This window comes from Agrococcus sp. AC640b, assembly GCF_979255995.1.
Genome location: NZ_CEEDMM010000019.1, coordinates 26,365 through 50,749 on the forward strand (window position 1 = coordinate 26,365; position 24,385 = coordinate 50,749).

The 24,385-nt window shown below is 71.0% G+C and carries 25 protein-coding genes; 12 read left to right on the top strand and 13 right to left on the bottom strand.

Annotated features, from left to right (window positions below):
• Positions 1 to 136: 136 nt before the first annotated feature.
• The 3 genes from ACZ6H8_RS08485 to ACZ6H8_RS08495 all read right to left on the bottom strand — a co-directional run bounded on the left by ACZ6H8_RS08485 (position 137) and on the right by ACZ6H8_RS08495 (position 2,963).
• Positions 137 to 721 carry a hypothetical protein gene (locus ACZ6H8_RS08485; protein ID WP_464146333.1) on the bottom strand — a complete coding sequence of 195 codons (585 nt, stop codon included), beginning with the start codon at positions 719 to 721 and terminating at the stop codon, positions 137 to 139.
• Between the two features lie 213 nt (positions 722 to 934).
• Positions 935 to 2,656 carry a DNA/RNA helicase domain-containing protein gene (locus tag ACZ6H8_RS08490; RefSeq protein WP_464146334.1) on the bottom strand — a complete coding sequence of 574 codons (1,722 nt, stop codon included), beginning with the start codon at positions 2,654 to 2,656 and terminating at the stop codon, positions 935 to 937.
• Complete coding sequence (locus tag ACZ6H8_RS08495) at positions 2,643 to 2,963, bottom strand: nucleotide pyrophosphohydrolase (protein WP_464146335.1); 321 nt, start codon at positions 2,961 to 2,963, stop codon at positions 2,643 to 2,645. The genes ACZ6H8_RS08490 and ACZ6H8_RS08495 overlap by 14 nt, the downstream gene beginning before the upstream one ends.
• A gap of 149 nt (positions 2,964 to 3,112) precedes the next feature.
• On the opposite strand from ACZ6H8_RS08495, the gene ACZ6H8_RS08500 reads away from it, so the two are divergent.
• The 4 genes from ACZ6H8_RS08500 to ACZ6H8_RS08515 all read left to right on the top strand — a co-directional run bounded on the left by ACZ6H8_RS08500 (position 3,113) and on the right by ACZ6H8_RS08515 (position 6,230).
• Entirely contained in the window at positions 3,113 to 3,649 is a 537-nt protein-coding gene (locus ACZ6H8_RS08500) for a hypothetical protein (protein ID WP_464146336.1), read from the top strand.
• 73 nt (positions 3,650 to 3,722) lie between these two features.
• Positions 3,723 to 4,550 (top strand): GIY-YIG nuclease family protein, encoded by an 828-nt coding sequence (locus ACZ6H8_RS08505; protein ID WP_464146337.1) that lies wholly within the window; start codon positions 3,723 to 3,725, stop codon positions 4,548 to 4,550.
• Between the two features lie 371 nt (positions 4,551 to 4,921).
• Positions 4,922 to 5,380 carry a hypothetical protein gene (locus ACZ6H8_RS08510; RefSeq protein ID WP_464146338.1) on the top strand — a complete coding sequence of 153 codons (459 nt, stop codon included), beginning with the start codon at positions 4,922 to 4,924 and terminating at the stop codon, positions 5,378 to 5,380.
• Between the two features lie 79 nt (positions 5,381 to 5,459).
• Positions 5,460 to 6,230, top strand: a complete 771-nt coding sequence (locus ACZ6H8_RS08515; protein WP_464146339.1) for a LysE family transporter — start codon at positions 5,460 to 5,462, stop codon at positions 6,228 to 6,230.
• Positions 6,231 to 6,265: 35 nt separating this feature from the next.
• Here ACZ6H8_RS08515 and ACZ6H8_RS08520 read toward each other — a convergent pair whose 3' ends face one another.
• Positions 6,266 to 7,213 (bottom strand): ADP-ribosylglycohydrolase family protein, encoded by a 948-nt coding sequence (locus tag ACZ6H8_RS08520; RefSeq protein WP_464146357.1) that lies wholly within the window; start codon positions 7,211 to 7,213, stop codon positions 6,266 to 6,268.
• Positions 7,213 to 8,073, bottom strand: coding sequence for a DUF429 domain-containing protein (locus ACZ6H8_RS08525; protein WP_464146340.1), 861 nt, complete (start codon positions 8,071 to 8,073; stop codon positions 7,213 to 7,215). Before ACZ6H8_RS08525 ends, ACZ6H8_RS08520 begins: the two co-directional genes overlap by 1 nt.
• A gap of 134 nt (positions 8,074 to 8,207) precedes the next feature.
• Between ACZ6H8_RS08525 and ACZ6H8_RS08530 the strand changes: the two genes are divergently transcribed.
• The 7 genes from ACZ6H8_RS08530 to ACZ6H8_RS08560 all read left to right on the top strand — a co-directional run bounded on the left by ACZ6H8_RS08530 (position 8,208) and on the right by ACZ6H8_RS08560 (position 15,217).
• Entirely contained in the window at positions 8,208 to 8,774 is a 567-nt protein-coding gene (locus ACZ6H8_RS08530) for a hypothetical protein (protein WP_464146341.1), read from the top strand.
• A gap of 122 nt (positions 8,775 to 8,896) precedes the next feature.
• Positions 8,897 to 9,559, top strand: coding sequence for a hypothetical protein (locus tag ACZ6H8_RS08535; protein ID WP_464146342.1), 663 nt, complete (start codon positions 8,897 to 8,899; stop codon positions 9,557 to 9,559).
• A 364-nt stretch (positions 9,560 to 9,923) separates the two neighbouring features.
• Positions 9,924 to 10,682, top strand: coding sequence for a DUF5058 family protein (locus tag ACZ6H8_RS08540; RefSeq protein WP_464146343.1), 759 nt, complete (start codon positions 9,924 to 9,926; stop codon positions 10,680 to 10,682).
• A gap of 29 nt (positions 10,683 to 10,711) precedes the next feature.
• A complete protein-coding gene (locus ACZ6H8_RS08545; RefSeq protein WP_464146344.1) occupies positions 10,712 to 11,482 on the top strand; it encodes a hypothetical protein in 771 nt (256 codons plus the stop codon).
• Positions 11,479 to 12,930, top strand: coding sequence for an amidohydrolase (locus tag ACZ6H8_RS08550; RefSeq protein WP_464146345.1), 1,452 nt, complete (start codon positions 11,479 to 11,481; stop codon positions 12,928 to 12,930). Before ACZ6H8_RS08545 ends, ACZ6H8_RS08550 begins: the two co-directional genes overlap by 4 nt.
• Before the next feature lie 53 nt (positions 12,931 to 12,983).
• On the top strand, positions 12,984 to 13,586 hold the full coding sequence (locus ACZ6H8_RS08555) for a TetR/AcrR family transcriptional regulator (RefSeq protein WP_464146346.1): 603 nt from the start codon (positions 12,984 to 12,986) through the stop codon (positions 13,584 to 13,586).
• A 257-nt stretch (positions 13,587 to 13,843) separates the two neighbouring features.
• Positions 13,844 to 15,217, top strand: a complete 1,374-nt coding sequence (locus ACZ6H8_RS08560) for an APC family permease (RefSeq protein ID WP_464146347.1) — start codon at positions 13,844 to 13,846, stop codon at positions 15,215 to 15,217.
• Positions 15,218 to 15,380: 163 nt separating this feature from the next.
• Here ACZ6H8_RS08560 and ACZ6H8_RS08565 read toward each other — a convergent pair whose 3' ends face one another.
• From ACZ6H8_RS08565 to ACZ6H8_RS08585, 5 genes are all read right to left on the bottom strand, one after another.
• On the bottom strand, positions 15,381 to 16,226 hold the full coding sequence (locus ACZ6H8_RS08565; RefSeq protein WP_464146348.1) for a Cof-type HAD-IIB family hydrolase: 846 nt from the start codon (positions 16,224 to 16,226) through the stop codon (positions 15,381 to 15,383).
• Between the two features lie 200 nt (positions 16,227 to 16,426).
• Entirely contained in the window at positions 16,427 to 16,972 is a 546-nt protein-coding gene (locus ACZ6H8_RS08570; RefSeq protein WP_464146349.1) for an NYN domain-containing protein, read from the bottom strand.
• A gap of 40 nt (positions 16,973 to 17,012) precedes the next feature.
• Positions 17,013 to 17,717 carry a lysostaphin resistance A-like protein gene (locus tag ACZ6H8_RS08575; protein WP_464146350.1) on the bottom strand — a complete coding sequence of 235 codons (705 nt, stop codon included), beginning with the start codon at positions 17,715 to 17,717 and terminating at the stop codon, positions 17,013 to 17,015.
• 86 nt (positions 17,718 to 17,803) lie between these two features.
• Positions 17,804 to 18,538, bottom strand: a complete 735-nt coding sequence (locus tag ACZ6H8_RS08580; RefSeq protein ID WP_464146351.1) for a GAF and ANTAR domain-containing protein — start codon at positions 18,536 to 18,538, stop codon at positions 17,804 to 17,806.
• A complete protein-coding gene (locus tag ACZ6H8_RS08585; protein WP_464146352.1) occupies positions 18,535 to 19,212 on the bottom strand; it encodes an ANTAR domain-containing protein in 678 nt (225 codons plus the stop codon). The genes ACZ6H8_RS08580 and ACZ6H8_RS08585 overlap by 4 nt, the downstream gene beginning before the upstream one ends.
• Before the next feature lie 358 nt (positions 19,213 to 19,570).
• Here ACZ6H8_RS08585 and ACZ6H8_RS08590 point away from each other — a divergent pair, with 358 nt between their 5' ends.
• Positions 19,571 to 20,320 carry a class II glutamine amidotransferase domain-containing protein gene (locus ACZ6H8_RS08590; RefSeq protein ID WP_464146353.1) on the top strand — a complete coding sequence of 250 codons (750 nt, stop codon included), beginning with the start codon at positions 19,571 to 19,573 and terminating at the stop codon, positions 20,318 to 20,320.
• Positions 20,321 to 20,503: 183 nt separating this feature from the next.
• On the opposite strand, the gene ACZ6H8_RS08595 is transcribed toward ACZ6H8_RS08590, so the two are convergent.
• The 3 genes from ACZ6H8_RS08595 to ACZ6H8_RS08605 all read right to left on the bottom strand — a co-directional run.
• The gene (locus tag ACZ6H8_RS08595; RefSeq protein WP_464146354.1) at positions 20,504 to 21,085 is read right to left on the bottom strand and encodes a putative glycolipid-binding domain-containing protein; all 582 of its coding nucleotides are present in this window, start codon (positions 21,083 to 21,085) and stop codon (positions 20,504 to 20,506) included.
• A gap of 139 nt (positions 21,086 to 21,224) precedes the next feature.
• Positions 21,225 to 22,424 (bottom strand): cobalamin-independent methionine synthase II family protein, encoded by a 1,200-nt coding sequence (locus tag ACZ6H8_RS08600; RefSeq protein ID WP_464146355.1) that lies wholly within the window; start codon positions 22,422 to 22,424, stop codon positions 21,225 to 21,227.
• A gap of 56 nt (positions 22,425 to 22,480) precedes the next feature.
• Positions 22,481 to 24,385, bottom strand: a 1,905-nt coding sequence (locus tag ACZ6H8_RS08605; protein ID WP_464146356.1) for a hypothetical protein, incomplete at its 5' end; no start/stop codon positions are given.

Sequence of the window (24,385 nt, forward strand, 5' to 3'; positions counted from 1 at the left end):
CCACGTGCGACGCGTCGCTGCGCTGCCGGTCGGCAGCGCGCATGCGACCGAAGCCGGCGCCGGGGAGAGGCCCGAAGGAATCCGTGGGTCCATGGTGGCGCTGAACGTGGCACGCCATCCACCTCGTCGGGGGCGATCAGACGTTCGAGGCAACGCCGCCGTCGAGCGTCCGGTCGCCACGTGCCCAGTGCGCTCCCATCGCCTCGGTGTGCTCGGCGAACTCCTCGGCAGTCATGCGGCGTGCGTCGCGGCCCGGGTCCACCTGCCACCCCTCCCCGTGTCGGCAGAAGCGGATGCGGGCGATGCGATGGTTGTCGGAGGCGACCGGCTGCCAGCCCTCGATGTCGTTGACGATCGCAGGAGTCGACCAAGCCCTCCCTGCGCCGCGCGCCTCGGAGCGATGCAGGTGCCAACCGCTCACCAGCCTGCGACGACGGATGCGGTCACCCCCGCGGTTCGCGTTGCCGACGACGAGCAGCTCGAGGTCATGGATCTCGCCGGGATGGGCGTTGCGCACGACGACGGCCCACTCGGACCCGCTCGTCGCCCAGGTCGCCGTCACGCGTTCGGCTGCCTCGCGGTCGCGGCTGATCGCCTCCGCCCGATCACGTCGCATCTCGAGCCGCAGGCTCCACCACGCGAACACGACCGCACCAGCGGTCAAGATGGTTCCGATCGCCATGATCCAGTTCGGTACCGCCGTACCCCAGAAGTCGTTCATGCGACGATGCTGCGCCGCGATGCTGAGTGCGGGCTGCCGGGAGCTCGCATGGCGACCAGCGGCACGGGCGGTACGCGGCCCTGCAGCACTGCAGTCTCGACGGCGAGCCTGGCCGACGGGAGAGAAGCGCCTGCGACGAGGTGCAGCTCTCCGCACTGCTGACGAGATGATCGATCGCAACGAGCATCTCGCTAGCTTCGAGCAGCGAGCTCGTCAGCGCGCCCGCGCGAGTGGCCTTCGGAGACGCTCACGGAGCGCGGGATCGACGACGTACACGTACGTGCCGCGCATCCCGCGCGTCAGCAGCACCGTGTAGACGTTGCGGACGAACTCGAGCAGATCGGCATCCGAGTAGGTGATGCCGAGCTTCGGGTTGTTCTCGGCGCCCTTCCTGTCGAAGTAGCGTTCACGCACGAAGGTCACCCGACCGTCGCCAGACAGGCGCACCTCGGGGCCGATGATGACGCCCGCGTAGTTCAGGTCGTAGCCCTGGACCGTGTGGATCGAGCCAACCTCGTCGCGTGACGTCGGCGAGTTGATCCAGTCCGTCGCCGTGACGTTCCACCGCATCCGCTCGCCGTCGAGCTCGATGTCGAACGCTGCCGGATCCTTCTTCGATGCCCACGGCCACGCGTAGCCGGCGACGAGACGCGCGAGCCCGAACTCGTCGTCGCGCTCCCTGATCTCGCGACGCATGACGCCGAGGTCGTCGAAGAAGCGCAGGTCGTACCCGGCGAAGGATCGTGGAGCCGGAGGCTCGTCGCCCAGCAGGCTGCGCGCGAAGCCCACATAGTCGTCGCCTCCCGCCACTCGCATCTGCGACGTCAGCGGGTAGAGGCGATCGTCGCGCCTCGCCTCGTCCACGAGTGCCATCGTCGCCGATGGAGGAAGATCGGCCGGTCGCACGCTCTGGCCTCGATCGAGCATGAGGATGACGTGCTTCGCCTTCGCGCGAATCCAGTCGAGCTGCGTCTTGGTGACGTCATCGACGCCGAAGAGCCGTTCGGTGATCTCGGCGAACTGCTTGTTCTGCGGGCCAGAGGGCTGGTTTGCACGCTGGTTGAGTCGATGAGCCTCGTCGACGACCAGGATGTCGAAGTCGACGGTGCTGTTGCCGACCTGGAACGGGGTCATCACCATGCCCGGATTCAGGCCGGGCGTCTTCTTGAAGACCCGTTGCACCGAGACGCGGAGCGACTGCTGCGGGATGACGAACCCGATCCGGCGGTGCTCGAGATCGTCGGCATAGCCCTCCGCGAAGAACTCCGCGAACATCGAGTCCCGATCGAGATCCTCGGCGCGCGGGCGATCGGCGATGTCGCGCAGCAGCTTGATGAGGTAGATCGCGACGATGGTCTTGCCCGTGCCCGGAGCACCCTGGACGACGCTCATCGTCCGTCGATTCGAGCCGAGGTCCGCGAACAGGCCCTCGAGGATGTCCTCGACCGCGATCGCCTGCTCCTGCGTGAGCGACTTGAACGGCGACAGCTTGAAGAGGTCGCTGTTGCGAATCTCTGGAATGCAGCGCTCGAACAGGCCGTCGCGGCGCAGCTGCTCGAAGATCTCGCCGAACGTCTCCTGGTATCGAGCCCGCTCGTAGTAGTCGGCGTCGATGATGCCGTCGTTGCGGTTGAGGACGCTGTACCTGCCATCGCCACTGAACAACCCGATCAGGTAAGACTCGAGATCGAGGCACACCGACTTGTTGAACGTTGGATCCATGACCACGCGCATGGACTCGAGGTGCTGCTTCTCTGGCGCTGCGCGGTGCTGCTTCGCCCGATTCGCCATGTTGAGCGACTCGCCGACGTACACGTCGCCGCCACCGTTCAGCGCATAGACGACGGGCCAGTTCGCAGCCTTCGGGTGCGCCTTCGCCCACGCCTGCACCTGCTCGTCGACGAACGGCAGACGCTCGATCTCAAAGCCGGTCATGCTTCGTCATCCGCCCCTTCGCGAGGTCGACGGGATACTTCGCCTTGGTCTTCTCGAGCTTCTCGAGCACGATCGCGTCGGCGTCGAGGCCGAGTCGATCCGCAAGCATGAGGCAGTAGGTCAGCACGTCGGCGAGCTCGTCCTGCACCTCCTGCGCGTCGGAGGCAGCGCCCCATTGGAAGCACTCGAGCAGTTCCGCAGCTTCGATGGAGACGCTCTTCGCGAGGTTCTCGGGCGTGTGGAACTGCGCCCAGTCGCGCTCAGCGACCATGTCTCGGAGCGCTTGCGTCACGGAGTCCGAAGCCATGGCCCCACGGTAGGGCACGGTGCAGCGTGCCCTCTGAGACTGCGGGCCCTAGCCGGCCGCGTCCTGCACGGTCGCGCCACGACCGATCGCCCAGGCTCGAAGCCCCGTATCCTGGCGGCCAGGCTTCACCGACGAGGAGACGCACGCCGATGAGCACGCTCGACCGACTCACCGCCGCACAGGGCTCCGCCAAGCGCGACGTCGCCGCCATGACGACCGCGATCGCCGACCGTGACGCGGACGCACCCGTGCGCGCCGTCTTCCGCGAGGACCGCTACGGGCTCTTCGAGTACGCCGGGACGGTCGCGACCGTCTCCGACGGATCGCGCCTGCTCGCCGCCCGCGCGTTCGACTCCGGCACTGGCAAGCCCACGTCGCCGCTGCGCGCGTTCGAGGGGCTGACCGAGCTCGGCGAGCTCGACGGCGACGTGGTCGCCGCGACCGACCTCGCCCACGGCGACCTCGCATCCGCCCGCCTCGACCACTCGCTCTACGGGCAGTTCGACGTCACCGGCGTCGCGCTCCAGACGCCCGACGGCAGCCGCACGCTCATCGGCGAGTGGATCGTCGCCGACGCCGGAGCCGCCGCTGCGACGGTCGTCGAGGTGCGTCGCATCGCGAGCGCCGGCGACCACGACATCGCCGTGCCGGCCCAGCTCGCGCACGTCGAGACCGACGTGGTCTGACGCTCCACCTCGCAACGCCTCGTCAGCCTGCAAGACGAGGAGAGACAGTGAACTCGCACGTGCAACGGACGCGATGGGGAGCCCACCGGTGACACTGACTCTCGGCCCCTTGCTCCTCGACGCCGGCATCGACCTTGCCGACGCGATCGTCATCCGCCACGCCTACGTGCAGGAGCACGAGGACAGCGGCATTCGCGGCATCCATGCCGACTCCACCGATGCGGAGATCCTCGCCTACACGAACAACCAGTCGGCGAATCCGCGACACTTCCCCGCCGTCGCCCCGCGCCACTGGATCGTGTTCGTGCGCGAGGGCGGTGACCAAGCTCGCCTCTGGGCGGTGATGGAGAACCGTGGGGAGATCGTCAACGATGGCGAGCGTCGAGTCTTCGACCTCGTGGAGTCAGAGCGCATGGCTGATCTGCGACGCCGACTGGTCATCGGGTGGAGGCTGCCGCGCCGATGGTGGATGTACGGCGCGACCGCAGCGCCGTACCCGGTGCAGGGCATCGCCGATGCGGAGCCGATCCCGTTCCCCGGGTTCGACAGGCTCGTGCTCGACCATGCCCGGCTCCAGGCCGTGATGCGCGAGCACCGGTATGCATCGTGGCGAACCGCGCTCGCTGCCGTCGTCGGCGTGTATCTCATCACCGACACTTGCGACGGCCGTCAGTACGTCGGGAAGGCCGACGGTGTCGAGAGCATCCGTCAACGCTGGAGTGCGTACGCGACGAACGGTCACGGCGGCAACGTCGAGCTGCGCGGGCTCGACCCTGCGAGCTTCCGCTTCTCGCTGCTGCGCGTCTTCGATCCGTCCACACCAACATCGACGATCGACGCGGCCGAGAGCCACTTCAAGGTGGCGCTCGACACTCGGCGGCACGGGTTGAACCGCAACTAGGTCCGCCGACCTCGCCGTGCGTCGGTTCGCCGGGCGTCGAGTCGACCGGCATCGTCTGACACCAGCCACCCGCTCGACGGCCCCGCGGTAGCCGAAGCCGCGGCTCCGCCTGCGGAGGCAGCGGCGCACGACGTTGCCATGGCGAGCCCAGCGAGCCGCGCCCACTCCTCGCCTCGCCGGCCGAGCCCCGCCGCGCGCCGACGCTTGGGGAGAGTCGCCCACGCCCAATCTCAACCAGCGCTACCCTGCTCGCAACACGGGTTACCACGAGGAGCGACGATGGCCCATCCTTCCCACTCGCGACCGCTCGCACGCTGCGAGCCCGACAGGGTCGCGTGCGCGTACGGCACACCCGCCACGGTGGGCTGAGCGTGACGTCGCTGCGTCACTTCAAGGGCCTCGGCTTCGAGCTCTCCACGGGGCCCATCCGCGTCAACAGCGACGAGCACTACGTGTTGTCGCTGTGCGAGAAGATCGTGGGTCGCAAGGCGCTGCGCCAGCACACGTTCGACTGGTTGCGAGCCGATCCGGATGCGCGGGGCCAGCGCAGGAGGCTGCCGGTGGATGCGTACTGGCCCGAGCTCTCGATGGTCGCGCTGTACCGCGAGTCGCCTCCGCGCGCGCCGATCGTCGTCGACGACGGCCCACCGTCACGGGCGATGCTGCGCTACATCTACGACGAACGGCGACGCACCGAGGTGCGCGTGTGGGGCATGGGACTCATCGACGTCTGCAGCGACCAGCTCGCGCACCGCGGCACGAGGCTGCTGCGCGACTACGAGCACGACTACGGCGTGCTGCAGCCACTCGTCGAGGCCGCGAAGCCCTGACCACCGCACCGGCCTGCGCGGGGCACGCGGCCCCAGCCACGATCCCCGGTGCGACCGCGGCGGATGCGAGGATCGAGCCGTGCTGGGCGTGACGGATCTGGGCGGCTACCTCGTGGGGTTGGTCGTCATCATCCTCATGCCCGGACCCAACTCGCTCTACGTGCTCTCGGTCGCCGCCCGCCGCGGCATCCGCGCCGCCTACGCCGCCGCAGCCGCCGTCTTCCTGGGCGACGCGGTGCTCATCGTGCTCGCAGCACTCGGCGTCGCATCCGTGCTCGCCGCCAACCCGATGCTGTTCACGATCGTGCAATGGGGCGGCGCCCTCTACCTCGCGTGGCTCGCGTTCACGTCGCTGCGCGCGGCCTGGAGGCAGTGGCGTGGGCGGCGACTGCTGCGCACCCCTGCCGACACCTCCCCCATCGACGTCATGCGGCTCGAGGCTGCGGGCATCGAGGCGGCCGAGCTCGACGTGACCAGCGGTGCCCTCGCGGCCGAACGCGGGTCGGCGCCAGCCGCATCCGCAGCGGGCGAGCCGCGCGAGCGACGCGAGCGACCGTTCCAGCGCGCGCTGATCGTGAGCCTGCTGAACCCGAAGGCGATCCTGTTCATGTTCGCCTTCTTCGTGCAGTTCGTCGACCCGACGTACGAGGCGCCGCTGCTCACGTTCCTGCTGCTCGGCGGCCTGCTCGAGGTCGCGAGCGCCCTCTACCTGACGACGCTCATCCTCGTCGGCGCTCGTCTCGCCGCCACGGTGCGGAAGCGCCCGCTCATCGCAGCCGCCGGCAACGCAGCGATCGGCACCGTCTTCCTGTGGTTCGCGGCGAAGCTCGTGACGAGTCCGCTGCACTGACGGGCGAGGGGCTCCTCGCGCGAGCGCCGCACCCCTCACCGCACGTACGCGATCGCCCGCTCCACCCACGCCTCGAGGTGCGCGCCCGTCGCCACCTCGCCGTCGCCCGCCCATCCGTGCAACTCGCGACGCCACGCATCCGGGATCGCGCTCGCTCCGGCAGCCGCTCCGGCGAGCGCTCCCGCGATGGCGGCGACCGTGTCGGTGTCGTTGCCGCAGCGCACGGCCAGCACGAGGCGACGCTCGAGCGCATCGGCGTGCGTGATCGCCGACCACGCCGCCTGCATCGCATGCACCACCCAGCCGTTCTGCGGGAACTCCCACGGCATCGACCGCTCAGCCTCGTCGAGCCGCACGAGCCACGTCTCGCGCCGCTCGAACGGGATGTGCCCGATGCCGGGGCGCGCGTCGATGCGTCCGGTGCGGATGGCGTGCCGGATCGCGAGCGACCACAGCACGCACGCGTCACCCGTCTCGGGGTCGAAGTGCGTGAGGTCGCTGATGCCGCGGGCTGCGGCGGCGAGCCGCATCTCGTCGCCGTCCGCGAGGTACGCGAGCGCGACGGGTCCGGTGCGCATGAGGCTGCCGTTGCCGCCGCTGCGACCCGTCTGCTCGTGGATCGTGCGCGCCGCCGCTCTCGCCGCCGCAGCGGTGGTCGCGTCGATCGAGCCGAGCACCGCGCGGATCTGGTTGCCGACGTCCTTCGCACCCGACGCCCACCGCGCCCACGTCGCCACGAGCCCATCGAGCGTCGCCTCGTCGTCGAGCTCGCGCCCGTCCGCGAGGGCGCGCAGGATGGGCACGGCCATCGACGTGTCGTCGGTCCACTCGCCGAGCTCCCAGTCGAACGCGCCACCGGCGCGCATGACGACGTCGTCGTCGCTCGGCAGCGGCGGCTGGAACTCGTACGGCGCACCGAGCGCGTCGCCCGTCGCGGAGCCGAGGACGGCGCCGAGGGCTCGGTCACGGACGTCGGGCTGCATCACGGGTGCTCCTGCTCTGGCGTTCGCGGCGTCGTGGGGCTCGGTCGGGCGCTCGGTGCGGCCCGGCCCAGGTCGGCGCCGTCGGTGGTCGGCGCCGCAGGCACCAGCCGCGGCGTCGGATCCCACGACGGGCGCGGCGGCGCCACGATGTAGCCCTCCGCGACGTCACCGTAGACCTCGAGCTGCGGCGATCTCGCGGCCCACAGCCAGGCGAGGTGCGCGCAGAAGATGCCGTCGATCTCATCCTCGACCGAGCCGAGCGCGGCCGGCCCGGCGGCTCCGTCGACGATGGCGACGATGCGCGACCACTGGGGGCTGTCGGCGAGCCTAAGCTCGGGCACCGCCCCCATGAGGGTGAGCAGTCGCCTCGTCTCAGCGTGCTGCAGGTCGAAGCCCTGCTTCTTGCGCTTGTACTTCACGGTGCGGCCGAGGCGGAACAGCGCGATCATCGCCGGATGCGGGTACACCTCGATCGCCACGCGCTCACGAGTGGGCAGCGACGGATCGATCGTGAGGCCGAGACGGTCGGCGAGCGTCGCGGCGCGCGGCGGCACGAAGTGCGGGTTCGTGGTGTTCGACGGGTAGCCGCCGGCGTCGAAGCGCCCGAACGCCCGCTGGATCTCCTGCTCGCACCGCCGCGAACCCTGCGCGTTCTCCACGACGAGCGGCGCATCGAGCGCGACGACCCCGACAGCGGGCGCGTGCTGCTCGACCCACGCGACGATGTCGTCGTCGGACTGCAGCGTCGCCGAGGCCACGAGCGCACCGTCATCGTCGACCACGGCCGCCCCGGTGCGGCCCCGTAGACCCCATGCGAGATCGAGGCCGACATGCCTGACTGCACGCATCGAGCCACCCATCGTCGCCACCGTCTCTTGTGCGACCGAACCTAGCGGCGCAGACTGCGGGCGACCTCCTCGCCGCCCGGGCCTGGGAGGCACGAGCCTGTGGACAGCCCATCGCGGCTGTCGCCAGGCCTTCGTATGGTCACCGCATGAATCGTGGGAGCCGATGGATGTCGTGGGCGGCGGTGAGCGCGGCGGCGGTGGTGACGCTCGCTGCCTGCGTGGACGGGGATGAGCCTGAACCTTCTGGCAGTCCGCCGTCGCCTTCGAACCCCAGCGACGAGCCGACCGACGAGGAGCTGCTTGCTGAAGCGCGGAGCGTGTACGAGGGCTTCCGGATCGCGGTTGACGCGCTCTACGCATCAGACACACCCGACTACACGCGGTTGACGGACTGGGCGACAGACGAAGTCGCAACAAGCGAAGCGGCCGCCGCTCAGGATCTGCTTGAAGACGGGATCACAACGACGGGTGAAAGTGCGACCGTCGCGTTCGATCTCATCGAAAGAGACGACTCCTTCGATCGCCTCGCCGTTGGAGTTTGCGAGGACGTGTCGTCCACCGCGTTCATCGGGCCCGATGGCGAGGACGTCACGCCTGCTGGTCGCGACCCACTCGTCGATTTGCACGTCGAGTTCGATCGCGGGGATGGCCGAGACCTGCTGGTGTCTGCCGTCGGTCCTTGGAGTGGCGGAGATGGTGCCCCGTGCAGCTAAATCCGACCCTGGCTGTCGCGATCTCGGCCATCGTGCTCGGCGCAGTTCTACCGGCCTTGCCCGTGGCGACCTCTGCAACCTGCTCGACTGCTCAGCAGCGAGCGGGCCTGTGCACAACGAACATGAGCCAAGAGAATCTCGAAGTGACGGCGGTGCTGACGGCCTCAGAATCGACCCAGAGCACAGGATCAAGCAGCGCAAGCGCCCCAGCCCCACGCCGCCCCGCCGGCCGCGACCTCCGCTGCGCCGCCGGCCTCGCGTCGTGCGGCACTGCGCCGACGGTCGAGGCGAGTGTCGTCGCGCCCATCACGATCGCCGATCTCGCCTCGTTCACCCCAGCCGTCGGCGAGCTCATCGTGCAGCCGGAGAACTGGGGCGTGCTCGGCATCCCGACGAACTTCGTCGCGACGGCCACCGACCACGTGCAGAGCGGCACGCTGCTGGGCCAGCCGATCCAGGTGCGTTGGCGGCCGACGGCCTTCACGTTCGACTACGGCGACGGCACCGCCGTCACCACAGAGGATCCCGGAGCACTCTGGGTCGGCACCGACGACGACTGGACCGCGACCGCGACGACGCACGAGTACCAGTCGAGAGGCGAGTATGCCGCGACCGTCACGATCACGTTCGAAGCCGACATCGCAGCCGACGGCGGATGGTCGTCGGTGCCGGGCACCCTCGACGTCGCCGCACCCACCGAGTCGGTGCGCATCTTCGAGGTGCACACCGTGCTCACCCGCGGCGACTGCATCGACTATCCCGACGACCCCGGCTGCTCGCCGTAGCCGCCCCGCAAGCCCGCAGCCCGATCCCAGCGCGTAGCCGCGAACCTCGGGCATTCGGCGCGATGCGCGATCCCAGGCGTCCAGGTGTTCGAGGTGCAGCTCGTGCTGACGCGGGGACTGCATCGAGCACCCGAGCGACCAGGGTGCTCGCCGTAGGAGTGTGGTGCCCCTTTCGAGGCTCGCTTCGCTCGAACCTCAAGGGGCGGTTTTGGCGAGCGGGCTCAGCGAGTGGGCCTGGCGCGAGGCGGGCCGGGGTTTACACACAGGTAACGCCGCGGGTAGCGCGCACGAAATCGGACAGTGTCCATTATCGGAGCACAGCAATCGTCGCCGACCGGCGACGTCACGCCTCGAAGGAGTGCCCGTGCCCCACCTGCCGCAGCTCGACCCCGGCTCGCCCGACATCCTCGCCGCCGCCAACAGCCCCGTGATGTGGGTCGCAGTGATCGGCGTCTTCGTCGTGATCGCCGCCCAGACCGTCATCTACTTCGTCGCCGTGCGCAGGTCGGCACCCGCCGTCGGCATGACGAGCGACGACGTCACGCGGTCGTTCCGCGCCGGCGCCGTCGCCGCGATCGGCCCCTCGATGGCCGTCGCCCTCGTCGCCATCACCCTGCTCGGCGTCTTCGGCACCCCCGGCACCCTCACGCGCATCGGCCTCATCGGCTCGGCCGCGTTCGAGGTCGCCGGCGCCGAGATCGCCGCCGGCACGCAGGGCGTGAGCCTCGGCGGCGAGGGCTACACGCAGTCGGTGTTCGCCACCGTGCTGCTGTGCCTGTCGATCGCAGGCTCCGGCTGGATGCTCGTCACCCTCATCGTCACGCCGCTGCTGAAGCGCGGCAACGCCCGCCTCGCCTCCGCGCGCAGCGTGCGCGCCGCGGCCGCGATGACGATCATCCCCACCGCCGCGCTGCTCGGCGCGTTCGTGACCTTCGGCATCCAGCAGCTGCAGAAGGGCCTCGCCGCCACGATCGTCACCCTCGCCGGCGCCGCCACCATGGCGCTGTGCCTGTGGATCGCGAAGGCCACCGGCAAGGCGTGGCTGAAGGAATGGGGCCTCGGATTCGCCCTCGTCGTCGCGATCGCCGTGGGCGTCGCGCTCGGATCGGCAGGCATCGCATGAGCACGCGCAGCACGCAGACAGGAGCGGACATGATCGACACGAACGCCACCGCCACCGCCAACGCCGCCTGGGCGCGCTTCGACACGACCACGTCGCGCTGGGGACGCATCACGATGATCGCCGCGCTCGTGCTCATGGTCGGCGGCCCCGCCATCCTCGCCGTGCAGCTGGGCGTGCAGGTGGATGCCGTCGTGCTCGGCGTCATCGCCATCGCCGTCGCATTCGGAGTCGTCTGGGTCGTCGAGCCCTTCTCGTACTTCCCGATCCTCGGCCCCGCGAGCATGTACCAGGCGTTCATGATCGGCAACATCTCGAGCAAGCTGCTGCCGTCGGCGATCGTCGCGCAGTCGGCGATCGGCGCGAAGCCCGAGACCCGCCGCGGGCAGCTCGCCGCCGTGCTCGCCATCTGCGGCGCCGCAGCCGTGCACCTCGTGTCGCTCATCGTCTTCGTCGGCGTGCTCGGCACGATCGTGCTGCAGCTCATCCCCGCCGACGTCGTCGCGTCGATCCAGACGTTCATCCTGCCCGCCGTCATGGGCGCCGTCGTCGTGCAGATGATCGCGAGCAACCCGCAACCGCGCATCCTCGCCATCGCCCTCGGCGTCGGCCTCGTCGTGCAGCTCGTGCTGACCCCGCTCATCCCCGTCTTCGCGCTGTTCGGCGTCGCCGCCTCGGTCGTCCTCACGATCGTGCTCGCGCTCGTGCTGCCCACGCGCACGGCCGCGACGGCGGAGGATGGCACCACCGCTCCCGGCGCGCCCGCCGCCGCAGACCAGACCACCCAGGAAGGAACCCGATGACCAACCCCGAGAGCACGGTGTCGACCGTCGCCCCGATCGTCGACGCCCTCGCGCCCCGCTTCACCCGCCTCAGCGACGAGATCTGGGCCGACCCCGAGCTGCGCTGGGAGGAGCACCGTTCGATGGAGCGGCAGATCGACGCGGCCGAGGAGCACGGCGCCCGCATCACCCGCGCATCCGGAGGCGTGCCGACCGCGTTCAGCGCCGAGTGGGGATCGGGCGCGCCCGTCATCGGATTCCTCGGCGAGTACGACGCGCTCGCATCCCTCAACCAGGCCGCGCACTCGAGCGTGCGCGAGCCCGACCCGGACAGCGAGGCCGACGCCGGCCACGGATGCGGGCACAACCTGCTCGGCTCCGGCTCGCTGCTCGCCGCCGTCGCCACGGCGCAGCACCTCGCCGACGCCGGCCTGCCCGGCACGGTGCGCTACTACGGCTGCCCCGCCGAGGAGGCCGCCGCCGGCAAGACGTACATGGTGCTGGCCGGCGCGTTCGACGACGTCGACGCCGCCGTCACGAACCACCCGGGCGACGCGATGAGCGCCGACCAGTGGAAGTCGCTCGCGTACACGCAGGCGTACTTCCGCTTCCGCGGCGTCGCCGCCCACGCCGGCGGGGCTCCGCAGCACGGGCGCAGCGCGCTCGACGCCGCCGAGCTCATGAACGTGGGCGTGAACTTCCTGCGCGAGCACATGGACGACGACGACCGCATCCACTACGCCTTCACCGACGCCGGCGGCCCCTCGGCCAACGTCGTGCAGCCCACCGCCGAGCTGTACTACATCGTGCGCTCCCCCACGGTGGCGCGGATGCGCACCCTCTACGAGCGCGTCAAGAAGGTCGCGCACGGTGCGGCGATGATGACGGAGACCGAGGTCGAGATCGACTTCGAGGGCGCGTGCGCCGAGGTGCTGCCGAACCGCGCGCTCGAGGAGCGGCTACACGCGAACGTCGCCGCACTCGGCGGCGTGCCGTTCGACGAGGCCGACCAGGAGTACGGCCGACGGATCGCGGAGGGGCTGCCGCCGGGCTCCGAGGCCATGGCCCGCAGCCGCCGCGGCCTCGCACCCGACACGCCCCCGTACTACGACGCCGTGCCGCCGCTCGTCGACCCCGCCCACCGCTTCCAGATGACGGGATCGACCGACGTCGGCGACGTCAGCTGGGTCACGCCGACGGTGCAGATCGTCGCCGGCACCGCCGCGCTCGGCACGCCTGCGCACTCGTGGCAGATGGTGACGCAGGGCAAGAGCCCCGCAGCGCACAAGGGCATGGTCCACGCCGCGAAGGCCATGGCCGCGACCGCGATCGACCTGCTCGTCGACCCCGCGCTGCTGCAGGCGGCACGCGACGAGTTCGAGTCGATCATCAGCGTCACGCCGTACGATCACCCCATCCCCGAGGGCACGATCCCGCCGCCCCTGCGCGAGACCTACCGCCCGGCCTGACCGGGCCGGATGGCATGGCCGGCGCCCTCGACCGCCGTTCGAGGAGGAACGCCGTGCCACGCCCCACCGCTCAGGCCGACCTGCGGTCGCGGCGCGTCGACAGCCGCGACCGCAGGGTGCAGCGCACGCGGGCGAGCCTCGTCGAGGCCTACCGCGTGCTGCTCGACGAGGCGCCTGCGGTGACGGTGTCGGCGGTCGTCGAGCGCGCCGGCGTCACCCGCTCGTCGTTCTACGCGCACTTCGCAGGCCTCGACGAGCTCGCCGTCGCGGCGCTCACCGAGCGCATCGGCGGGCTCGTCGCGTCGGCCCGCGCCGAGGTGCGCGCGGGCGGCTCCACGCGCACCGTCAACGAGCGGGTCTTCCTCGAGCTCGCGCGCTTCCTCGACGCCCACCGCGACACGTACGGCGCGCTGCTCGTCGGCGGCGGCGCCTTCGCCGACTCCCTCGTGCGCACGTTCGCGCACCTCAACCTCGAGACGCTGCACACGCGCGACCAGTTGCACGCCGACCCCGAGGTCACGGCGCACTTCTTCGCAGGCGGCGTCATCACGGTGCTGAGCTGGTGGCTGCAGTCCGACGGCGAGCACGGCGCGCGCACGCCCGAGGACCTCGCCCGCGCGCTCATCGACGTGGCGCCGCGCGACTTCGCCGACTGACGGAGCGGATGCGCGGGGCGGATCCTCGCGCCGCCGAGGATGCCGTCGCCGACCGCCTCACCCAGCACGCGGCGCGCTTCACCGCGGGCGAGCGACCAGACTGACCCGACCCGGAGCCGTGCACGGCCGTCCGCAGCGGCTCGAACCGACCGGCGGCCGAGCGCGATGGCCGCGACCGCATGCCACCCATCCCCCGATCCCGCAAGTCATGCACGAACGTGCACGCCACTTGCGGATCCATGGCATGCTTGCGCGCTATGGCCGAGACCACCACCGCCCCAGCAGCCGACGGCGCCTCGGCGACGAAGCTCAAGCGCGGCATCACCACCCTGCTCCTGTTCTTCTTCATCGTCGGCGACACCCTGGGTGCCGGCATCTACACGCTCATGGGCACGCTGGCGCAAGACGTCGGCGGAGCCCTGTGGGTGCCGCTGATCCTCGCCCTCGTGCTCGCGCTGCTCACGGCAGGCACGTACGCCGAGCTCATCACGAAGTACCCGCACGCCGGTGGTGCAGCCCGCTTCGCGGAGCGGGCGTTCAAGAAGCCGTTCGTGACGTTCCTCATCGGCTTCCTCATGCTGTCGTCGGGCATCACGACCTCCGCAGCGCTCGCGAACGCCTTCGCAGGCGACTACCTGCAGCGTCTCGTCGAGATCCCCACGATCCCCGTGACCCTCGTGTTCATCGCGCTGCTGATCCTCATCAACATCCGCGGCGTGCGCGAGTCGCTCATGGCGAACGTCGGCGCGACGCTGATCGAGATGACCGGCCTCATCATCATCATCGTCATCGCCGCGCTCGTCATCGGCGGAGGCGGTGGCGACATGAACCGCCCCGTCACCTTCGCAGAGGGCGTGCCACCGATCACCGGTGCGTTCGCCGCCACCATCACGGCCTTCTTCTCGTTCCTCGGCTTCGAAGCCGCAGCGAACATGGCCGAGGAGGTCAAGAACCCCTCGCGCTCCTACCCGCGCGCGCTGTTCGGCGCCATCATCACCGCCGGCATCGTGTACCTGCTGCTCGCCGTCGGCGCATCCATCGTGGTGCCCACCGACCAGCTCGCGCAGTCCGAGGGCCCGCTGCTCGAGGTCATCGACGCATCCGGCTTCGCGTTCCCGACGTGGCTGTTCTCGCTGATCGCACTCGTCGCGATCGGCAACGGCGCGCTGCTGTTCATGGTCATGGCGTCGCGCGCCACGTACGGTCTGGCGGAGGCGAAGCTGCTGCCGAGGATCTTCGGCTCGGTGCTCTCGGGCCGCAAGACCCCGTGGGTCGCGATCCTCGCAGTCGGCATCGTGACGATGGCGATGTCGTTCGTCGGCGACGTCGGCACCCTCGCCGACACGACCGTGCTGCTGCTCGTGCTCGTCTTCATCTCCGCGAACATCTCCGTGCTCGTGCTGAAGAAGGACGAGGTCGCGCACAAGCACTTCTCGGTGCCGCGCATCGTGCCCGTGCTGGCGCTCATCGCCTCGATCGCGCTGCTGACGCAGCAGTCGCCACAGACGTGGCTCATCGCGCTCGGCTACATCGTCGTCGGCATCATCCTGTTCCTCATCGCCCGCGCCGCACGTCGCCGCTCGTACCGTGAGGGCACGGCGGAGCCCACGCGAGCCATCAAGCTCGAGTGATCGCATCCGCGTGAGCGGACGAACGCGGATGGATGCGGGGCGGGCCTACGGGCTCGCCCCGCTTCTGCGTGCGGGCGGGATCGGGGTGGCGCTGCGCTCGACGGTGGTCGATGGTGGTCGCAAGGACTGACCGATCACTGCAACCCGTGACCAGCAGGGCGCCTCAGACCAGGCCGTGCCGCACGAACGCGTTCCAGATGCCGTCGTCGAGCACACCCGTCGTGAACTCCGACGCCCGCTCACGCACCTCGACCACCGCACCGGCCATGGCGATGGCCACGCCGCACACGTCGAACATCTCGACGTCGTTCGACGAGTCGCCGATGCCGATGGCCCGGTCGGCGGTGAAGCCGAGCAGCGGCAGCACGTGCTCGATCGCGGCACCCTTCGTGACGCCGGCGCGACTCACCTCGCCGCTCGCCGATCCCAGGTTCGGCATCGTGCCGGTGATGACGTGGAAGTCTGCCCCGAGCGTCTCGGAGATGCGCGCGAACAACCCCAGGTCCTCGCCGATGAACATCGCCTTCGCGATGCCCTCGGTCGGCAGCGGCTCGGTCTGCACCAGCGGCGCGACGCGCGGATGCTCGTGCGGCTCGATGCCGTCGAACGACTCCCCCGCGTAGCGGCGCAGGTACTCGGCGTAGCGCAGGTGCACGTGCTGCGTCGGGTACACGCCGTCGTACGACTGCAGGTAGTAGTCGACGCCCGCATCCTCGAACACGGCCACCATGCGCGCCGTCAGCTCGGCATCCATCGTGCGCTCGAGCACCCGCTCGCCGCCGATCGACGCGTATCCGCCGCCTGCGGTGATCGCGCCGTCGAAGCCGATCTCGGCCACGTGGCTCGGCACCTCGCCGGGCGCGCGACCCGTCGCGAGCAGCACGGCGTGCCCGTTCGCGCGGGCGCGGCGCACCGCCTCGATCGTCGAGTCGGCGACGCGCGCCGCCTCGTCCATGATCGTGCCGTCGACGTCGAGGAACACGACGCGTGCGTCGGATGCGTGCGACATGGAGGCCCTCCGGGCTGCGGATGCGGGTGGCGGCGGATGCGAGCCCACCGCATCCATCCCACCACCCCCAGGCGGACGGCGACGAATCGCGCCCGGTCACGACCACACCGATGGGAGGATCTCGGCCGCTTCTCACCTCCGAAGCGGCCGAGATCCTCCGATGCTCGGAGGCTGCGCCCGGAGCGCGCCGGGCCGACGGGTCAGAGGAAGAGCTGCGGGTCGAACTCGTCGATCGGGATGATGCGCACACGAGGCAGCCGCGAGCGGAACGCGAGCACGTCGTACTCGAGGTCGAACGACTCGACGCCGGGCACCGCGCGCAGGCTCGAGGCCATGAACTCCGCGAAGCCCACGATGCCGACGCGGCGCGAGCCGTCGGCGAGGGCCGTCATCTGCGGGGCGAAGTCGCTGTCGTGGCTGACGAGCATCACGTCGGCGTCGCGCGTGCGCAGCGCGTCGGCGGTGCGCTGGATGGCGATGTCGACGACCTTGCCGTCGCCCTGCAGCGGCACGGGCGTGTAGCCCATCGCGAGCAGCGCCTGCACGAACGACATCGGCAGCGTCTCCTGCACCGCCAGGAAGAACAGGCCCTTCACGGGCTGCTGCCACGCCTGCTCGGCATGGTCGAGCACCACGTTCCAGCGCGGACGCTCGTGCGGGTCGGGGCGGCGCCCCAGCACCGACTGGCCGAGCGTCGCATCGATGTTCTCGCCGTCGACGAGGATGTACGTGGTGCGCTCGGTCATGATCCGACCGTACTGCCCTTGACGAGCGCGAGGCTGCGCGTCATTCGAGCAGCACGCCCAGCACGAGCGGGAACAGCGTCGCGAGCGTGTTGTGCACGAGGTGCGTGAGGAAGCCGGGCCAGATCGATCCGGTACGCCGGAACAGCAGCGCCGTGACGATGCCGACGATGAACGCGGTCGGCAGCACCGCGTTGACGCCGTGCGCGATCGCGAACAGGGCGGCGCTGACGGGCACCGAGACCCACACGGAGAACCGACCGAGCGCGTTCGCGACGACGCCGCGGAAGAACGCCTCCTCGCCGAGCGGCGTGAGCACCGATCCCAGCAGCAGCGTCGCGACGAACGCGAGCGCCCCACCGGCGGCAGCCGCCTGGTAGTCCGACTGGATGTTCTCCGGCGGCGCCTCCATGACCAGGCTCATCACGACGCCCACGGCGAGGCCGAGGCCGAACGTGACCACGCCCCCGGCTGCACCGAGCGCGAGCCAGCGCCCAGACGCCGTGCGCACCCCGAGCACGTCGAGGCGGCGGATGCGCACGACGTACGCGGCGGCGAAGCCGAGGAGGCCGAGCGTGCCCGAGATGGCGTACTGCAGCAGGCCGGCTCCCACGCCCTCCATCGGCACGAGCGTGAACAGCAGGAAGGTGCCGCCGAGCCCGAGCAGGAACGCGATGGCGCCTGCGACGATCTCGGGCACGCCGGGGCGCGCGATGGGGGTCGTCGGTGCGAGTGCGGTGTCGCTCATGACCCCAGTGCACACCGTGCCCTCAGGGCACGGTCAAGCGGGGCGTGCGAGCGATCGGTCGGGAGCGGGTGGGTGCGCGGCGAGGCTCACGGCTCGACGCCGGCAGCGGCGACGACGATCTCGCCCGCCACGACGCCACGGGCGACCTCGGTGAGCGTCGCCCTCGTCGACCTGGCATGCCTGCGGAGCCGGTCGAACGCGAGCTCGACGTCGATGCCGTGGCTGAAGGCGATGACGCCCTTCGCCTGCTCGATCGCGACCCGGCTGTCGAGCGCACGCGACAGCTGCTCGCGGACGACGTCGCCCTCGGTCTGCGCCCACTGATGCAGCACGCCGATCGTCGCCACGTCGGTGAACGCACGCACCACCGCGAGATCGTCGGCGTCGAACTCGCCCCGCTGCGCCCGAAACAGGTTGAGCGACCCGATCGTCGTGCCGCGCAGCCGCATCGGCACCGAGCAGGATGCGTGGATGCCGAGCGCGAGCGCCTGCTCGCGGAACCCCGACCACGCCGACGCGACCGCGGCGACGTCGGGCACGGCGACGACCTCGCCCGTGCGCAGCGCCTCGACGCACGGACCGGCATCCTGCCCCAGCTGCATGAGGTCGATGAGCCGCGCGTCCTCGTCGGTCGACGCGAGCACCTCGACGCGGCCGGACGCGTCGGCCAGCAGCACGCCGGCGGAGACGGCATCGAACAGCGCGGCGCTGCGATCGACGAGCAGCTGCATGAGCTCGACGACGTCGTAGTCGGCCACGAGCGTGTCGGAGAGCTTCACGAACGTGTCCAGGAGCTCTCGCTCGCGGCTGCGCGCAGTCATCTCGAATCCTCTCCGCCCGCCTCGATGGCTGTGTCTTCCGGATCGAGGAAGCGCGATCGTCCCGCAACGATATCGGCGGCAACCTGGGCGACGGGAAGCCCGAGCGAGAACGCGTGCGCCTGCAGCAGCGACAGCGCATCCGCAGGCGGCAGCCCGAAGCGGGCGAGCACCATGCCGGTCGCCTGGTGCACGATGCGCCGCGAGCGCGGGTTCGCGCTCACCTCCCTGCCCGCCTCCGAGACCGCCTCCGACATGAGCAGCATCGCCGTGACGCGCGTCTGCGCGACGAGCACGTCGACGACCAGCGCGTCGAGGTCTCCAGCCAGCGCCGCATACGTCGTGACCGCCCCGATGCTGACGCCGCCGAACGCGACCGGGAAGGCGTGCAGCGCGCCGACGCCGAGCGGCAGGGCAGCGTCGCGCAGCATCGGCCACCGCTCGTCGCCGTCGAGGCGAGGCGCGTGCTGCACCGTCTGTCGTCGCACGGCATCCCATGCGGGGCCGACGCCGAGGTCGAGCTGCAGCTCGTCGATGCGGGCAGCCGTCGCATTCGACGCCGCGATCGTCTCGGCGCCGGCGGTCGCTCCGAAGGACGTGATCGACGCGCCGTCGAGGCCCGTCGCGTCGACGTACGGTGCGCACAGCGCCCTCGGATCATCCACGACGTTCGTCATCGCTCGCCTCTCGGAACGATGCCGGGCAGGTCGGGCGATCCGACGCGAGTATCGCTGCTGTCGACCCTAGCCGTGCCTCTCCGGTGTCGTTCCGGCGAGGAACGTCGCACCCGCGTGCGCCACGCCGGGCGGGTCGAGCGCGACGGAGACCCTTGACGAGGCGTCCTCAGCAGTCGCACTCTGGATGCGCATCGCCACCCGGACCCCGTGGCCACGAACGCCACGCAGTCACGATCGCGTCAGCGCACGCCGACCGACTGCACGCGCAGTCCGGAGGACCGATGAGCACGACGCGCCATGGCGCCCCCGCCGCCTCGACGTGGCGCGGACCCGCACGGACGACCGCGGCGACGCACGCATGAGCGGCATCGTCGCCTACGCCGGCAGCCACCCGGCCGCGTGGCGGCTGTTCGATGCGCTCGGCCTGCTCGAGCAGCACGGCTACGACTCCGCGGGCATCGCGATCTGGCACGACACCGACGACGTCACCATCGCACGAGCCGTCGACCCCGACAGCCAGCTCGGCCGACGCATGCTCGCGCTCGGCTCGGTCAGCAGCCTCGGACGCCGGGGAGGCACCGGCGGGAGGATCGGCATCGGCCACACCAGCACCGGCGGAGGCGGACGCGTGCGCGAACGCAACGCGCACCCGCTCGTCGACTGCACCGACCGCGTCGTCATCGCCTCCGAGGGCATCGTGCGCAATGCAGACCGGCTGCGCCGCGAGCTCGAGGACGACGGGCACGTGTTCCTGTCGGACGCCGACTCGGAGGTCGTCGCCCATCTCGTCGAGGTCGCGCTCGAGACGGACGGCACGCTGCTGCACGCGCTCGAACGCGCGCAACGGCGGCTCGATGGATCCTGGGCCCACGTGGTGCTCGATGCGCGCACCGGCGAGCTCGCGGCCTCCGCGCACGGCGTGCCGCTCGTCGTGGCGAGGAGCGACGACGGCGTGCTGCTCGCCAGCGACGTCGCCGTCGTCCGACGCACGACGAGCAGCTACCAGCCGCTCGACGACGGCGCGATGGTGGGGATCGCGCGCGACGGCATCCGCTGGCGGCGCGACGGCTTCGACGCCGACGAGCCCCGCGCGCACCTCATCGGGTGAGGCGGGCGCGGTTGGCGTGGCCTGCCAGCCGAGCGACCGCCGGCTGTCGCCTCGCGGCGAGCGCCGCGCGAGGTGACGCTCAGCGGATCGGCACCTGCCATGTGCAGCCGCCATGCCGCTCAGCGTCACCTCGCGCGCAGGCACGGCGTCTGCGGTCGCACCGTCGCGCCGCGTCGCCGCCACCTACCCCCGAGGGCGGTCGGAGGTCGGCGCGACGCGCGTCGCGAACCCCTCGTAGTCCACCACGACGCCGTCGGCGTCGACCGTGAGCTCGAAGCCGCCGTGCGCGGCGTCCGCGTACCGCCACGCGTCGAGGCCGCCTCGAGGCTCGAGCCGCGCGTAGACCTGCTGCACGCGGTGCACCGCCAGCGATGGCACGTCGATCCACGCGACGTCCATCACCGCCTCCTCGCCGACCGCGAGATGCCCGAGGCGGCGGATGGGGATGGTGTTCGTCAGCGGCGTCGCGGCGACGTCGAGGTCGGTGACGCCGTCGAGCTCGGGCCGGTGCCGTCCGTCGACCGTCCACCGCCACCCGTCGGTCGTGAGCTCGACGACGCGCGATCCGGCCGCCGAGAACGCGCGCACGATCGCACGCTGCGGCCGCGACTGCGCCGTGACGTCGACCGTGAAGGTGCACGAGACGGGCTGCGGCGACGCGAGCACCTCCGAGCCCTGATACCTGCGGCCGCCCTCGATCGCCGACACCCTCGCGACGCTGTGCCCCACCGACTCGTCCACCCGCTGCCATGCGTACATGCGCATCCCGACCTCCTGGCGTCAGGCCTCCTCTGACGCGACCGTACCTCTGCGACCGCGACCGCCGCATCTCGGCCCGGCCCGCATCGCGGGCGAGACCCGCTGCGAGCAGGTGCCAGCGTCGCTGCGAGACGCGTCGGATGCCTCAGCCGCGCACCCGCCGCGCACCCTCGCCGAGCGAGGCGAGCTTCGCCCACGCGATCTGCTGGTGCACGCGCCCGCCGAGGCCGCAGTCGGTCGATGCGATGACGCGATCCGAGCCGACGGCGTCCACGAAGCGCTGGATGCGCTGCGCCACGAGGTCCGGATGCTCGACGACGTTCGTCGCATGGCTCACGATGCCGGGCGTCAGCACGAGATCGTCGGGCACGGCGTCGCCCAGCTCGCTCCACACCGTCCACTCGTGCTCGTGGCGCACGTTCGCCGCCTCGAACGACAGCGACCCCACGTTCGCGTCGAGCACGACCGGCAGGATGTGCCGAAGCTCGATGTCGGTCGTGTGGGGTCCGTGCCACGAGCCCCAGCACAGGTGCAGGCGCACGAGCTCCTTCGGCAGGCCCGCGATGGCGTGGTTGAGCGCCTCGATGCGGATGCGCGTGAAGCGCTGGTAGTCCTCCACGGACGGCTCCGGGCGGATCTGGTCGAAGTTCTCGGCGAGCGACGGGTCGTCGATCTGCACGACGAGGCCCGCGTCGGTGATCGCCTTGTACTCCTCGCGCACGGCGTCGGCCCACGCGAAGATGTGCTCCTCGTCGTTCGCGTAGAAGCGGTTGCCGACGCGTGCTGCGCTGCCCGGCGAGATGGCCGTGAGGAAGCCCTGCTCCCCCGGCTGCAGCGCGGCCTTCAGGTTGCGGATGTCGGCGTCGACCTGCGCCTTGCCCGTGAAGCGGATCGCATCGGTCGTCGTCGGGAACGCCGTCGCCTGCTCGCCCGTGCCGATGCCGGCCGACGGGTCGGCGTACGCCTCTGCGAACGCCGTGAAGTCGCGGCGGTCGAGGAACGCCGTGAGGCGCACGTCGCCGGGGCTCGACAGCACGGGGTCGGGCGTGAAGAAGTCGGTGTCGGTGAGCGACAGCCCCGAGTAGCGCTGGAACGAGTACGTCCACCACGCGCCGTAGTCGATCGCGGCCCGCATCGTGTGGCCGTACTCGCCGTCGCCGACGAGCGTGATGCCCGCGTCGCGCTGCCTCGCGACCACGTCGACGACGGCCTGTGCGACCGCATCCTCGTGCTCGCCGGATGCCTCGAACGTGAACCCGTCGTCGGAGAGCGTGCGGGCGCGGTTGGCCTCGAGCAGCTGCGGCGTGCGGGGCAGGCTGCCGGCGGTGGTGGTGGGGATGCTCATGGCCTCGACCGTAGGTCGCGGCGGGCGCGCGCGGCGAGGCCGGCTGTCGCGGTTCGTCACGGTGGGTGCGGTCGCGCGGAGGGCGGTTGGGTCGGCGGCTGCCACCCCTGGGCGGGCGGCTGCTGCGGTTGCGATGCCGGCCAGCCCTGCGTGGGCGGCGGCTGCGGCTGCCACCCCGGCCCGCCCCATCCGGCACCCTGCACCCGCTGACCCGTAGGGACGACGACGGGCCCGGGCTGCTGCCGCGCACGCCGCATCGTCGGCAGGTCGACGGTCGCCGACGCCTGGCCTCTCCACGCATCCGAGGCGTCCTCGAGCCGGCAGCACAGCACCGTCGCGACGGGGAGGGTGAGGTACAGCACCGAGATCGTCGTCGACTCGTCGTCCATGAGCTGCCCCATGGTGCGCGACACGATCACCGATCCGAGCACCGCCATCTGCACCGCGAACGGCACGACGATCGCGCGCGCATCGCCCTCCTTCGTGCCGGTGCGCGGCACGCCGAGCAGCAGCAGGCCCGCGAGGCTCAGCACGACGACGAGGGCCTGCTCGAAGTCGTCCTTCCACACGCCGGGCAGCAGCTGGCCGGCGTGCATCGTGAGCACGGGCACGAGCGCGAGACGCAGCAGCAGGTGCCGGTCGACGACGTCGCGGCGGCGAGCCGCACCCCAGATCGCGAGCGCGAGCACGGCGACGAGGATGACGAGGGCGACCTGCGACGGCGACGCCGCGAAGCGTGGCCACGGCAGGTCGAGGTCGAGCGAGGCGATGAGCCACAGCTGCAGCGGCACGGCGACCGCGACCGCGACGAGCGCGCCGACGCGTCCGGTCGACCGGCGGAACCAGGGCACGAGCAGCGGCACCAGCAGCACGACCACCACGACGAGCCCCGCCATGTTGCCGTTCGTCAGCAGCAGGTTCGCGAACGCGTCCGCCTGGTCGATCGACGCCCCCGCGACCGCAGACACGAGGTACACGATGAGGAACGACACGATCGCCATCCCCGCCATGACCGAGAGCACGACGATGACGAGCACGTGCCCGCGCGAGCGCAGCGGTCGCCGATCGGAGCGCGCGACGAGCCAGACGATGAGGGCACCCACGAGCACGGCGTGCGGCCATGACGCCGGCGGCCCGAATCCCCACAGGTTCGCGTCGAGCTCGCCGAAGAGCGTCGAGAGCGGACCCATGCGCAGCAGCACGACGGCCAGCGCGAGCGAGGTCGCGACGATGGGCACCCAGCTCGCCAGCAGGATGCGCCTGCCGACGCGGTCGGCACGCGCATGCACCTGCTGCGCGTACACGGCCACGGCGAGCACGGCGATGGCGAAGATGATGACGAGCACGGGGAACGCGAGGTTCGTCCACGTCGTGAGGAAGACCCACTGCGTCGGCTCGATCATCCCCACCCACGTCACGAGGCCCCATTGGAGCGCGAGCGTGAAGGCAGCCCCCACGGCGAGGTGCACGCGCGGCGAGGGCAGCAGCGCCGCGAGCACGGCGAAGGTCGCCGCGAGCAGCCCCGTCGCGGCGACGCCGGCGATCCACCCCAGCCCCTGGCCAGGTCCACTCGTGACCATGCTCAACGTGACGGCGGTCGAGACGACCGTGAGCGCCACCGACGCCCACCGCCACCAGGGCTTGCCGACCTGCAGCAGCATCGTCGCCGACGCGAAGCCGAGCCCGAAGGTGATCTGCAGCGCGAACCATCCGACGACGTCGTGCGCCCAGTCGCGGCTGGGCACCTCCCCGGGGAACGGCATGACGACGCCGGGGGTGAGCAGGATGTCGGCGAACAGCACCCACGCGGCGAGCAGCACGGCGGCGAGCACCACGGCCGTCCACGGCACGCCGCGCGGCACGAGGCGGCGAAGCCGGCCGGCCCACCACGCGCGCAGCACGCGGGTGAGGGTCGTGCGGCCCTCGGGCGCGCGGTGCTGGGGCGGGGAGCCGTGCTGCCA